Origin of the sequence: Polaribacter sp. NJDZ03 (genome assembly GCF_019263805.1) — a bacterium.
Classification (GTDB): Bacteria; Bacteroidota; Bacteroidia; order Flavobacteriales; family Flavobacteriaceae; genus Polaribacter.
Genome location: NZ_CP079195.1, coordinates 3,944,130 through 3,957,229 on the forward strand (window position 1 = coordinate 3,944,130; position 13,100 = coordinate 3,957,229).

Here is a 13,100-nt window from a genome sequence, read left to right on the forward strand (position 1 = left end):
AGTGTTTATGAAAAAAATAGTTTTATTATTTGTTTTAGTTGCATCCATATCTGTCTTCTCACAAAAGAAAGAGAAAACGTTAATTACAATAGATGGAGAAAAAACAACTGTTTCTGAATTTAAAAGAATCTATGAAAAAAATTTAGACGCTATAGATAATGAAGAAGCCAAAAGCATTACAAATAATTTAGACTTATACATTAATTATAAGCTAAAAGTAAAAGAAGCTTATGCTATTCATTTAGATACGTTGCCCTCTTATAAAAGAGAAATGGAGTCTTATAAAAACCAACTTTCTGCACCTTATTTACAAGACACTACTTTTATAGATCAATTGGTAAAAGAGGCTTATTTTAGAACAAAAAATAAGGTAAAAGCAAAACATATTTTAATGAGACTGCCAAGAGAAGCATCTCCCAGAGATACTTTAATGGTTTATAATAAAATCTTAGAGCTAAGAGAAAGAATTATAAAAGGTGAAAAATTTGAAGCAATAGCTGCACAATATTCAGAAGATAGGTCTGCGCAAGACGATCCTAAAACAGGCAGAAAAGGAAATGGTGGTAATTTAGGCTATTTCTCTGCTTTTAATATGGTGTATCCTTTTGAAGTTGCCGCGTATGCTACTAAGGTTGGTGAAATTTCTATGCCATTTAAAACACAATTTGGCTATCATATTATGCAAGTTGATGATATAAAAGAATCTAAAGGAGAAATTGAAGCAGCACATATTTTAATAAGAGACACCACTGCTGTTGGTAAAATGAAGATAGATAGTATTTATGTAAAATTAAAGAATAAAGAGCTTTTTGAAGATTTAGCCAAAAAATATTCAGAAGATCCTGGTTCTAAAAATAATGGAGGTAAGTTAGGTAAATTTGGAGCAGGGAAAATGGTAAAATCATTTGATGATGCAGCTTTTGCCTTAGAAAACGTATCAGATTTTTCTAAACCATTTAGAAGTCAGTTTGGTTGGCATATTGTTAAATTGTTAAAAAGACATCCTATTCAATCTTTTGATGAAATGAAAGTTGAATTAAAAGAAAAAATAAAAAAGAGCTCTAGAATGCAGTTGTCTGAAGATGCAGTTGTAAATAAATTAAAAAAAGAGTACACAATTACAGAATACGAGGAAGCTAAAAAGATTTTAGATCGTAAAAATCTAAGAGCAATTCCAAAAGATTCATTACAGAATACTTTAATTAGTATAAATGATAAAAATATTACACAAGAAACTTTTATAAGCTATATTAGAAATAGAAGACATTTAGCTGTTTTTAAACTTTTTGAAATGTTTAAAGAAGATCAAATTCTTACGTACTATAAAGAGAATTTAATTTATACGGAACCAGAATATGCCTATACTTTAAAAGAGTATGAAGATGGTTTATTGCTTTTTGAATTGATGCAAGAAAAAATTTGGGCAAAGTCTTCTAATGATTCAATTGGCTTGCAAAAGTTCTTTGAGAGCCAAACGGATACTTATGCAACAACCGATTTAAATAGTGTTAAAGGACAGGTAATTAATGATTACCAAAACTTTTTAGACAAAAATTGGATTGCAGATTTAAGAAAGAAAAGTAAAGTGAAGGTGAATAAAAAGGAATTGAAAAAGTTAATTAAATTTTACGAAAATAAATGATGAAATATTTTGCTTTTCTATTTTGTGTAGTACTATTTTCTTCTTGTGATTTTTTTACAATGAAAGAAAAGGAAATAAATACCTCAGAAGTTGTGGCTTCTGTTAATACGGGAAAGCTTTTTAAAAAAGATTTAGTAAACGTATTACCTAAAAATATAAGCAGTGTAGACAGCCTTGTATTGGTAAAAAGCTATATTCAAAACTGGGCAATTAAAAGACTCTTGCTAGAAAAAGCTAAGAATAATATTTCTTTAGAATCGTTAAACCAAATAGACAATCTAGTTAAAGATTATAAAGAAAGTTTATTAATTAATAATTTTAAAGAACAACTTGTAAAACAACAATTAGATACTGTTATTTCTGAAGAGGAATTAGCGGAATATTATATGTTGAATAAGGAGAATTTTAAACTAAATGAAGAGCTTGTTAAAATAAGATATCTTCATGTAGATAAAAATATTAAAGATAAAAAGGATATTTTAAAACTCTTTAAATCTGATGATATTAGTGATCTAGAAAAATTAGAAAAACAAGAGTTGAGTTTTAAATCTCATCAATTTAACGACTCTGTTTGGACACAATTAGATAACATTTTGTTAAAACTTCCTTTTTCAAAGGAAATACTGTTAAAAAAAACAAAATTCATCGAAAAACAAGACTCAATAGGTTTATATTTGGTGGCTATTAATGACGTGTTAGAACGTAATTCTATTGCACCATTAAGTTATATTACCCCAACTATAGAACAAATGATTTTACATAAACGTAAAATTGAATTATTAAGAGAGATAGAAAAAATAATAGTAAAAGATGCAACACAGAACAACAATTTTAAAATATATTAAATCATCAATTTTAGCACTATTCTTATGCTTTTTAGGACTGCAAACTTCTGCACAAAAAGTAAAAATAGATGGTGTAGCCGTTGTTATTGGTAAAAACATTGTTTTAGATTCTGATATTGCTAAATTTAAGCAAGAAGTAGAGGTAAGGAGCGAAGGAAAAGTGCAAATTACAGACTGCGAAATGCTAGAAGAATTAATGCAACAGAAATTAATGGCACACCATGCTGTTGTAGATAGTGTTACTGTTTCAGATGCCGAAATTTCAGATAAAGTAGAGAGAAGTATCCAGTATTTTACACAACAATATGGTAATGTAGATAAAGTTATTAAAGCCTATGGTTTTAATGATTTAGAAGATTTAAAAAAGGAATTAACAACCGTGCAAACAGAAAATATTTTAATTGAAAAAGAGCAATTAAAGATTACTGAAAAAATAGATGTTACTCCAGAGGAAGTTCGTTTGTATTTTAATGGATTAAAAGAAAAAGATGAATTACCTCAGTTTCCTGCAGAAATAGAATTAGCTCAAGTAGTTTTAAAAGCAGTACCTACCAAAGAAGAAACAGAAAGAGTTATTAATAAACTTAATGAATTAAAAAAAGAAATAGAAGAAGGTTCTAATTTTAGAATGAAAGCTATTATTAATTCTGATGATCCTGGAGTTACTACCAATGGAGGTGAATATTCGGTAACAAAAGAATCTGCTTTTATTAAAGAATTTAAAGAAATGGCTTTTACTTTAGATGTTGGTCAGGTTTCTAAACCATTTAAATCTGAATTTGGTTATCATATAATGCAATTACATGCAGTTAAAGGAAATACAAGAGTTGCTTCTCATATTTTAATGCAACCAGAAGTTCCAGATTCTAAAATGAATGAACTTAAAGTAAAAGCAGATAGTATTGTTCAAAAAATTAGAGAAGGAGCTTTAACTTTTGAGGAAGCTGTTAAAAAATATTCTGATGACGAGGACACTAGAAATAGTGGAGGGCTTATTATTAACCCATCTACAGGAGAATCTAAATTCGATTTAACAAGAATGGATCCTGCTTTTTATGCAAGAGTTAGTGATCTTAAAAAAGGTGAAATGACAGACCCTTTTTATGATGAAGAAAGATCTGGAGATAAAATGTTTAAATTCATTTTAATGAAAGGTAGAACAGATACGCATGTTGCAAATATTATTGACGATTATGTTAAAGTACAGCAATTAGCACTTCAAAAAAAGAAAGAAGAAACCATTACAAAATGGTCTAAAGAAAAAATAAAAGATACTTATATTAACATCGGACCTACACATAGTAAATGTACGTTTGATAAGAATTGGAAAAAAGCAGTAAATAAATAATGTCTGACGTTAAAGCTGTAAAAGATTTAGTAGACAAATACAACGCACTAAAAACAGAAATAGGTAAAGTAATTATTGGTCAACATGAAGCTGTTAATTTTACTTTACTATCTATTTTTTGCGGAGGTCACTCATTATTAGTTGGTGTACCTGGTTTGGCTAAAACTTTATTAGTAAATACAGTGTCAGATGCTTTAGGATTGGGTTTTAAAAGAATTCAATTTACACCAGATTTAATGCCTTCCGACATTTTAGGTAGTGAAATTTTAGACGAAAACAGGCATTTTAAATTTATTAAAGGCCCTATTTTCTCTAATATTATTCTTGCTGATGAAATTAACAGAACTCCACCAAAAACGCAGGCAGCTTTATTGGAAGCAATGCAAGAGCGTTCAGTAACGGTTTCTGGAAATCATTATAAATTAGATTTACCGTTCTTTGTATTAGCAACGCAAAATCCAATTGAGCAAGAAGGAACTTATCCTTTACCAGAAGCTCAATTAGATCGATTTATGTTTTCTATTTATTTAGAATATCCTTCTTTTGAAGAAGAGGTAGCAGTTGTAAAAAGTACAACAGGTAATAAAATTACTACTATAAACCCATTATTTTCTGCGGAAGAAATTGTTGAAATTCAAAAATTAATTCGTAAAATCCCTGTTGCAGATAATGTAATAGAATATGCAGTTGGTTTAGTTGGTAAAACAAGACCAAAATCTAAAGAAGCAACAGATCTAGTAAAATCTTACTTAGACTGGGGTGCAGGGCCAAGAGCATCTCAAAATTTAATCTTAGCAGCTAAAGCACATGCAGCTGTAAACGGAAAGTTTTCTCCAGATATAGAAAATGTAAAGGCAGTAGCTATTCCTATTTTATCGCACAGAATTGTAAAAAATTACAAAGCAGAGGCAGAGGGAATTACGGTTGCAGATATTATAAAGTCTCTTTTGTAGATATATTATATTTTTCAAACATAAAAAAACACGGCATTTGCCGTGTTTTTTTATGAGTAAACTTTTAATTGATGAGAATTATTCGTTTTCAAAGAAACTAAATACATTTCCTCCGTAACGCTTATCATAGCTGTGGTTTTCGTGTTTAGAAAGGTCGGTGTGTTTAGAGTGTTCTACAATTAGTACACCTTCTTCCTTTAGTAGTTTTCTAGTAAAAACTAAATCTACAATTTTTAAAAATTGTTCTTCTTCAAAATCGTAAGGAGGATCAGCAAAAATAACATCTGCTTGTAAAGAAGTCTTTTCTAAAAATTTATAAACATCACTTTTAAAAGTGTTTATTGGTAGGTCTAAAACTTTAGCAGTTTCGTTAATGTATTTGATACAACCAAAGTGTGCATCTATGGCATAAATATCTTTTGTTCCTCTAGAACCAAATTCATAACTAATGTTTCCTGTACCAGAAAAAAGATCTATAACAGCAATACTATCAAAGAAATATGTATTGTTTAAGATGTTAAATAACGATTCTTTTGCCATATCTGTTGTAGGGCGAACAGGTAAGTTCTTAGGCGCTGATAAACGTCTGCTTTTGTGTTTTCCAGAAATTATTCTCATGAATTTAAAAGGATATAATTTGAATGTTTAGAAGTATCTAATTCATTAAAAATTGGGTTCTTACTTTCTAAAAAAGAAACATTTCTAATGTATTGATACGTGATTTTGTATATTTCAGATTCTGGCTCAATATTTCCCGTAAAAAATACAGCTATTTTTTCTACATCTAACTTTAATTGTTCAAATGTAAATAAGATATAGTAGATAAAATCTTCTTTTGTTTGAAAATTAAATGAATTTGAAAATTGTAATTGTTTATTTTCTAATACAACAATATCGTAATTTTCTTTAGAAACATTTACAAACACTTTTTTATCAGCAGTATTATTAGCTGAAATTAATTTTTCAATTAAAACAGTTAAATGATGTTTGTATTCAAACGCTCCAAAATTTTGAAATAAGTAATTATTAATATTTACATAGGGTACATATACATTTTTTGCATTTATACTTTCTATATCATCATAAGCTATAAAATCTGTGGCTAATGTTTTAATATTAAAATTAAGATATTCAGAAAGTATGTCTTCAGAAAAATATGGATCAGGTACCAGTGAAAATAAATTGTTTTGATGAATTACTAATACAGATAAAAAATCTTTTTGTAAATGAATATCTGTTTTAAAAATTTCTTCTATTTTCTTTAAGAGATTTTCTGGAGTTAGTTGTTTTTCCTTAAAAATATATTCAGAAAAGTAACTTGTTTCTTTTGTAGTATTATTTATGATACAAAAAGAAAATCCATCCAAATTAAATTGGATGGATAACTTTGTATCTTTTGAGTGTGTTACAGTATTTCTACTATTCTTCTTTATCACTGTCTTTTTTATCATAAGCAGGAGGCCAATTACCACCAGTTGAAACTTCATCTAAAGAACCAACAGAAACATATTCTCCTCTAATTTGGTCTGTTGCAACTTGCTCTAATTCTTGTTTTAGAAGCGATTCATTCATCCCTTTTAAAATGTCTTCTTTACCTGTTTTAACATAAAAAGTTGGTACTACCATTCCTGGTACTTTTTCTACTGTTCCTACTTCAATATCAAACTCTTTTCCATCTACACCAGGTACTTTAAACATCTCTTTGTAGTTTTTACCTTTAAAGTACTTAGAAACTGGCTCGTAACCAATAGTGTCTGTTTGTTTCTTCTCTACATCAATAATAATTCCACCACCTCTATCTTCTTTCTCTACAACAGTTTTTGTTTCTGTTAAGGCTAATCTTGCCGTATCAATAAACTGTATTAAAGCGTTTTTGTCTTTAGTATATTGTCCTGTTACTTCAAAATGTTTAACTTCTGCATCTCTAATTATTTTTAAGTTGTTAACAACTTTGCTGTATTTAACCACTTTGGTTTTGTTAAAAATAATAGGTTCCATTATACCGTAGTATATTTTAGAAACTAAAAAAGCGGTTAAAGCCAAAAGTAATATAGAGGCAATCCACCTTAATTTTAATGGTAAAAATTTAACTATAATAAAAGCTAGTAATATTGCAACTATAACCGCTGCCAAAATCATTCCAAGTAATCCCATTGTTAAGTATTTTTTTTAATAGTCCTAAGGCAAATCTACAATTTTTTTTTAATGATAAAAACTTTTATTTACAAATCGATGTATCTTTGTTGTATTAATTTTTATATGATAAATAAAACGACTGATTTTTACGCAGAATTATTGAAAAAATTTCAATTTTCACCAACAATTAAACAGAATAAATTACTAAATCTTCTAAGCAATTTTAGCTTTACAGAAGATACAGATGCTTTGTTTTTATTAAAGGGATACGCTGGTACTGGGAAAACAACAAGTATTAGTGCTTATGTTAATAGTTTGGGTACTATTGGTAAGAAGGCAGTTTTACTAGCACCAACTGGTAGAGCGGCTAAAGTAATTTCTTTATATTCTAAAAGACCAGCATTTACAATTCATAAAAAAATATATTTTCCAAAAAAACAGTCAAATGGTGCTGTAGGTTTTGTTTTGCAACCTAATAAGCATAGAAATACTATTTTTATTGTGGATGAAGCTTCTATGATTCCAGATAGTAGACAAAATCAGCAATTATTTGATTCTGGTTCTTTATTAGATGATTTAATTAGGTATGTATACTCTGGTCATCAATGTAAGTTGATATTTATAGGAGATACTGCTCAATTACCTCCTGTAAAGTTAAATATTAGTCCTGCTTTAGAAGAAGATACTTTGGTGTATGATTATCATAAAAATGTAACAGAAATTGAATTAGATGAAGTTATGCGTCAGCATGAAGATTCTGGTATTCTAGCAAATGCTACTTTGTTGAGGTTAATGATTCAAAATGATACTACTAATTTTAAGTTTGATATCGATTTTCCCGATATTGTAAGGTTAGATGATGGTTATGATATAGAAGATGCTTTGGTTACTGCTTATGAGAGTGATGGAGTAGAGGATACTGCATTTATTGTGCGTTCTAACAAAAGAGCTAATGATTATAATCAGCAAATTAGAATGAAAATTCGTGGGCAAGAAAATGAAATTTCTGCTGGGGATTATATAATGGTCGTAAAAAACAATTATTTCTGGTTAAAAGAAAATTCAACCGCAGGTTTTATTGCCAATGGAGATATTTGCGAGGTCTTAAAAATATTTTCTATTAAAGAGTTGTATGGTTTTAAATTTGCAGAAGTAGAGGTAAGGATGATTGATTACCCAGATATGCAGCCTTTTGAAACTGTTTTATTGCTAGATACCCTAACAAGTGAAACCCCTTCTTTAACTTATGAGGAATCTAATAGGTTATATCAAGCAGTAAAGGAAGACTATGCTCACTTAAAATCGAAGTCTAAACAGTTTATGGAAATTAAAAAGAATTTGTTTTTTAATGCATTACAAGTTAAGTTTTCTTATGCTATGACGTGTCATAAATCTCAAGGAGGACAATGGAAAACAGTGTTTATAGAGCAACCTTATTTACCAGAAGGTGTTTCTAAAGAATATTATAGGTGGTTGTATACTGCATTAACTAGAGCGCAAGAAAAATTATATTTAATTGGTTTTAAAGGGGAGTTTTTTGAGGAATAATTTTAGGTTGAAGTAAAAGTAGCCTTATAAGGTTGTTTTTATTATGAATTGTAGTTCGTTGCTAAACCTATAAATAAATACAACTAACTATTGCTATTTTAATGCAGTAGATAGTTAATTGCAATTCTGCCATATCTATGTCCGTTTGTAAATCTTAAATCTTTAGATTTATTTGTGTTGTAATGAAATGAGTATCCAAAGTTAAAACGGTTTACGGTAAATTTTAATCCTAATTCTAGGTCAAAAACAACAGGTATTAAATAGTTGGTAATTGGACTAGTCTTGTTTAAGAAGCTTCCTTGTAGAGTAGCGTCATAGGCGGCGTAACGTAGCGTTGGTTTTATGTAAAAAAAAGATTCTACTTCTCTAAAATAATTTGTTTGTTCATTATTTAGATTTGTATCAAATGCAATAGAGTTTGCTAAGTCTTGCAGAGGCTTTAACCCAATTCTACTATAAACTCCGGTAGAAATATTGGTGTAAACTGTGCCTAGGTTTACTTGATTGGTCCAGGTAATGTCAAAATTATTACTTTTATTTTTTAAAATTGTTTTTAAATATTCTGCATTATAGTTTAACGCAAAAGCATTTTTTATTTGATATTCCCAGCCTATTGCTTGTTTAAAACCATAAACATTATGTATAAATTCTTGTAATTCTTCGGCATAAGAATTAGCTCCAATTACTCCAATTTGGGCAGTGGTGCTAAAAATTTGGTTATTTTTATAGATTCTTTTTATTCCGAAACTTCCATATAAATAACCTGCAAAAGGTCTATCATGGTTATTAATGTCTTGCACAGTGGCCTTAAATGGACTGTACATTTCTTGACTTATTTTCCATTCTAAAATACGTTTTTCTAAAGACTCTTTTTTATTTTTAGAAAGATAGCTATAACTTAAAAAGACTCCACTTGTATAATATCGATCTCTAACGGTAGAAACATATAAATCGTTGTCTGTAATTAGACTAATTTCTTTTGAAAATTTTTCTTGAGCAATTGAATAGGATGATATAAAGACAACTAGGCTTAGTATTAAGTATTTCATAAGTAACAAATATAAAATAACTTATTTAAAATGATTTTTTTTTCATGTATTTCTAAAAAAAAGTAGTTATTTTAGTCCGAGTAAATAGAATTTATGGATATTAAAGAAGGATTAAGTTCAGAAGACTTTCAGGGTGTTACCAACAGTAAAGAATTGTTAGCGCTTATAGGTGAAAAGAATGAGGCTTGTAAGAAAGTAAAGAAAACAATTATATATAATGAAGAGCTAAGGTTACTTCAAATAGAGTTGGTTAAATTACAAAGGTGGATTTCGAATAATAACAAGCGAGTTGCAATTATTTTTGAAGGACGAGATGCTGCCGGTAAAGGTGGTAATATTCGTAGATTTATGGAGCACTTAAACCCACGTTCTAGTAGATTGGTGGCCTTAAATAAGCCTACAGAAATAGAAAAAGGACAATGGTATTTTCAGCGGTATATTAAAGAATTACCAAACCCTGGTGAAATTGTTTTTTTTGATAGAAGTTGGTATAATAGAGCAGTTGTAGAGCCTGTTATGGGGTTTTGTACAGACCAACAATACAAACAGTTTTTGGTACAAGTGCCAGAGTTTGAGCACATGATGTATGAAGATGGTGTTGTTATTATTAAATTTTGGCTATCAATTAGTAAAGATGAGCAGCTAAAACGTTTTGAGGGCAGAAAAGAAAATCCATTAAAAAGATGGAAATTTAGCCCTGTAGATAAACAAGGTCAAATTCTTTGGGACAGATATACGCATTATAAGGGAGAAATGTTTTCAAAGACACACACCTCTTACAGTCCTTGGATGATGATAAAAACGAATGACAAAAAAGTAGCAAGGCTAGAAGCTATTAGACATGTTTTATCTCAATTTGATTATGACGATAAAGAAGCAAAAACAGTTTTAAACCCAGATCCTAATGTTGTAATGCGTTATTATAGATCTAACACTAATATAGATTAAATTTAATATGGAAATATCACCTAAAAATTTAAAAAAATTAAATTCTAAGAAAGGCTTGTTGGCTCTTTTATCTAAAGAACCTCTAAATATAGATAGAGCCATTAGATATGTAGATTACCAAAGAAAGCTTGACAGTTTACAGGTAGAATTGATCCGTTTACAAAAATGGGCTATCAATAATAATGAAAGAATAATTATTGTTTTTCAGGGAAGAGATGCTGCAGGTAAGGGAGGAGCAATTAGAAGATTAACAGAGCGTATCAATCCGCGTCATATGCGTATTGTAGCATTGCCGAAACCGTCGGAAGATGAGCAGTCTCAATGGTATTTTCAAAGATACGTAGAGCAGTTTCCTAAAGCAGGAGAAATAGTGTTTTTTGATAGAAGTTGGTATAATAGAGCGGTTGTAGAGCCTGTTAATAATTTTTGTACTAAAGAAGAATATAATGTCTTTATGAATCAGGTAAATGATTTTGAAAGAATGATTTTAGAATCGGGTATTCATTTAGTTAAAATATATATGTCTATTTCTAAGAAAGAGCAAGCAAAACGTTTTGCAGACATAAAAAGCGATCCATTAAAGCAATGGAAAATGACTAAGTTAGATGAGAAGGCACAATTGCTTTGGGAAGATTATACAGAGTATAAGAAAGCAATGTTTCAAAAAACAAATACAGGACTTTCTCCTTGGAAGATAATTAGAGCAAATAGAAAAACGGAAGCGCGTATAAATGTGATTAATCATATTTTAGATCGTATTCCTTATGATAAGAATTTAGAGGTTTAAAAAACCGCTAAATCTTTTTAATATAATAAACAAAAAAAAAGACTTCATATAAAATATGAAGTCTTTTGAGCGAAAGACCGGGTTCGAACCGGCGACATTCAGCTTGGAAGGCTGACGCTCTACCAACTGAGCTACTTTCGCATTATTGGTAAGCGGTTGCAAATATAATATGTTTTTTGAGTTCCGCAAGCTTTTTTTTAAAAAAATTAATAAAATTTTTTATCAGCTCTTAATACCTTTAAAAAATGAAAACCATAAATGTCGTATCCTTCATTATAATAGAATTTATGAGACTTCGTATTGCCTGAGTAGGCATTTAATTCTATTGCTTCACATCCTTTGTTTTTAACATGGTTGTTTATCCAATTAAAGAATTGTTTTCCAAGTCCTTGTCCTCGGGTAGATTCATCTATAATTACATGATCTGGTTCTGCAGATTTTCCTATATAATGTCTTGTAGTGTACCAAAGTCCAGAAATTCCTACTAATTTTTCATCAACATATAAGCCAATACATTCGTAATTGGTGTTTTTTGACATTTCTATAACTCGTTCTTTTAAAATTTCTAAAGGAGTTTTTGAGTTTAATTTTGTTAAAAGCGGAATTATTGTCAAAATTTCTTCTACTTCAATTACTTTTATTAGCGTATTCATGCTTTATAATTTAATGATGGATGCATTATTAGTCTTTATTTGTATTTAAAATTTATCAAAAGATAAATCTTAGACTAGTGATCCGTTTAATTTGTTTGTAAATAAAAAACCTCAAACGAATGTTTGAGGTTTTTTAAAATCTTATTCTTTCGTTTTATTGGGTTGGGTGGTTTGTTTATCGAAAATAAACAAAACTATAAACGTTCTTCAATCCAGGTTTTAAAACTATAAAAATTCTGTGGTGCAACACCATGACCTACCGGATATTCTGAATAGGTGTTATTAAAGCCTAAATTGTCTAAAAAAGGTTTGCTTTCTCTTGCCCAATCTATTGGTAAAACTTGATCAACTGTTCCGTGAGAGCAATAATAGTTAGTGGTAATTTCTTTAGAAATGTTGGTAGGGAGTAATTCTTTATTAATATAACCACTTAGTGCAATTACATGTTGTACTTTATTTGGATAGAAAAAACTTAAAGAATAACTTAGAATAGCACCTTGACTAAAACCTAATAAAAAAGTGTTGTTAGGGTCTGTTTTGTATTTTGCTTTTATTTCATCAACAAAAACAGCAATTTTATCTACAGATTCTTTAGCTTGTTTTAAGTCGGAAAACTTACCATTTATTTCATCGAAGTTAATAGCGTACCATGCATAAGCTCCAGATCCCATTGTATAAGGTGCCTGAGCGCTTACTATTAATAAATTATCTGGTAATTCTTCAGCAAAAGAAAATAAATCCTGTTCGTTACTTCCGTAACCATGTAGAAGAATTAATAAAGGTGGATTTTCTGTTGGTGTTTTTGGTTGTCTTACCAGGTAATTTAAATTGCTCATTTTGTATACTGTGTTTTTTGTTTTGATTATATGTTTTTAAACCACTCTTGAAATTGATCTCCAACTACAGGAATAATTTTTTCTTCACCTTTAACGGCTCCCATTAATGAAATAACCCATAAAACCAATAAAATAGCACTTACAATTACTCCTGCTGTTCCTCCTAGGTACTTATAGACAATCCATCCGTTTAAAAATTGAATTAAATTTAAGCCTATCATTTGTCTGATGTAAAAATTAGCAAAAGAATTCTTTGTGCTGTTGTTCATGAAAAAAGCTATGATTAAACCTATAATCCAAAAATGACTTATAATTGCCATTGTTTTTCCTTCGTTTGCTGTTTGATTTTGCATAC

The 13,100-nt window shown here is 29.3% G+C and carries 14 protein-coding genes and 1 tRNA gene; 7 read left to right on the plus strand and 8 right to left on the minus strand.

Features of this window, described 5'->3' with window-relative positions; all coding sequences use genetic code 11:
* Window positions 1-7 precede the first annotated feature (7 nt).
* Genes KV700_RS16530 through KV700_RS16545 form a run of 4 tightly spaced genes read left to right on the plus strand, consistent with a single transcriptional unit; the run spans window position 8 to window position 4,788 of the window.
* Window positions 8-1,642, plus strand: a complete 1,635-nt coding sequence (locus tag KV700_RS16530; protein WP_218598558.1) for a peptidylprolyl isomerase — start codon at window positions 8-10, stop codon at window positions 1,640-1,642.
* Window positions 1,639-2,487, plus strand: a complete 849-nt coding sequence (locus KV700_RS16535) for a hypothetical protein (RefSeq protein ID WP_218598559.1) — start codon at window positions 1,639-1,641, stop codon at window positions 2,485-2,487. Before KV700_RS16530 ends, KV700_RS16535 begins: the two co-directional genes overlap by 4 nt.
* Window positions 2,453-3,835, plus strand: a complete 1,383-nt coding sequence (locus tag KV700_RS16540; RefSeq protein WP_218598560.1) for a peptidylprolyl isomerase — start codon at window positions 2,453-2,455, stop codon at window positions 3,833-3,835. Before KV700_RS16535 ends, KV700_RS16540 begins: the two co-directional genes overlap by 35 nt.
* Window positions 3,835-4,788, plus strand: coding sequence for a MoxR family ATPase (locus tag KV700_RS16545; RefSeq protein ID WP_218598561.1), 954 nt, complete (start codon window positions 3,835-3,837; stop codon window positions 4,786-4,788). The genes KV700_RS16540 and KV700_RS16545 overlap by 1 nt, the downstream gene beginning before the upstream one ends.
* 78 nt (window positions 4,789-4,866) lie before the next feature.
* Here KV700_RS16545 and KV700_RS16550 read toward each other — a convergent pair whose 3' ends face one another.
* The 3 genes from KV700_RS16550 to KV700_RS16560 are packed head-to-tail and all read right to left on the minus strand — an operon-like array spanning window position 4,867 to window position 6,942.
* Window positions 4,867-5,406 carry an RsmD family RNA methyltransferase gene (locus tag KV700_RS16550; protein ID WP_208889834.1) on the minus strand — a complete coding sequence of 180 codons (540 nt, stop codon included), beginning with the start codon at window positions 5,404-5,406 and terminating at the stop codon, window positions 4,867-4,869.
* Complete coding sequence (locus KV700_RS16555) at window positions 5,403-6,239, minus strand: DUF3822 family protein (protein WP_218598562.1); 837 nt, start codon at window positions 6,237-6,239, stop codon at window positions 5,403-5,405. The genes KV700_RS16550 and KV700_RS16555 overlap by 4 nt, the downstream gene beginning before the upstream one ends.
* A complete protein-coding gene (locus KV700_RS16560) occupies window positions 6,208-6,942 on the minus strand; it encodes a hypothetical protein (protein ID WP_166382944.1) in 735 nt (244 codons plus the stop codon). Before KV700_RS16560 ends, KV700_RS16555 begins: the two co-directional genes overlap by 32 nt.
* A 105-nt stretch (window positions 6,943-7,047) precedes the next feature.
* Here KV700_RS16560 and KV700_RS16565 point away from each other — a divergent pair, with 105 nt between their 5' ends.
* Entirely contained in the window at window positions 7,048-8,472 is a 1,425-nt protein-coding gene (locus KV700_RS16565) for an ATP-dependent RecD-like DNA helicase (protein WP_218598563.1), read from the plus strand.
* Between the two features lie 98 nt (window positions 8,473-8,570).
* Here the strand turns inward: KV700_RS16565 and KV700_RS16570 are convergent, their stop codons facing one another.
* Window positions 8,571-9,521, minus strand: coding sequence for a lipid A deacylase LpxR family protein (locus KV700_RS16570; protein WP_166382948.1), 951 nt, complete (start codon window positions 9,519-9,521; stop codon window positions 8,571-8,573).
* A 93-nt stretch (window positions 9,522-9,614) separates the two neighbouring features.
* On the opposite strand from KV700_RS16570, the gene ppk2 (KV700_RS16575) reads away from it, so the two are divergent.
* The gene (gene ppk2 / locus KV700_RS16575) at window positions 9,615-10,469 is read left to right on the plus strand and encodes a polyphosphate kinase 2 (RefSeq protein ID WP_166382950.1); all 855 of its coding nucleotides are present in this window, start codon (window positions 9,615-9,617) and stop codon (window positions 10,467-10,469) included.
* 7 nt (window positions 10,470-10,476) lie between these two features.
* A complete protein-coding gene (gene ppk2, locus KV700_RS16580; RefSeq protein WP_166382952.1) occupies window positions 10,477-11,256 on the plus strand; it encodes a polyphosphate kinase 2 in 780 nt (259 codons plus the stop codon).
* A gap of 68 nt (window positions 11,257-11,324) precedes the next feature.
* Here ppk2 (KV700_RS16580) and KV700_RS16585 read toward each other — a convergent pair.
* From KV700_RS16585 to KV700_RS16600, 4 genes are all read right to left on the minus strand, one after another.
* Window positions 11,325-11,397, minus strand: a tRNA-Gly gene (locus KV700_RS16585).
* Between the two features lie 65 nt (window positions 11,398-11,462).
* On the minus strand, window positions 11,463-11,909 hold the full coding sequence (locus KV700_RS16590; RefSeq protein WP_218598564.1) for a GNAT family N-acetyltransferase: 447 nt from the start codon (window positions 11,907-11,909) through the stop codon (window positions 11,463-11,465).
* A 194-nt stretch (window positions 11,910-12,103) separates the two neighbouring features.
* Entirely contained in the window at window positions 12,104-12,745 is a 642-nt protein-coding gene (locus tag KV700_RS16595; protein WP_166382956.1) for an alpha/beta hydrolase, read from the minus strand.
* A gap of 26 nt (window positions 12,746-12,771) precedes the next feature.
* On the minus strand, window positions 12,772-13,098 hold the full coding sequence (locus tag KV700_RS16600; protein WP_166382958.1) for a hypothetical protein: 327 nt from the start codon (window positions 13,096-13,098) through the stop codon (window positions 12,772-12,774).
* Between the last annotated feature and the right edge of the window lie 2 nt (window positions 13,099-13,100).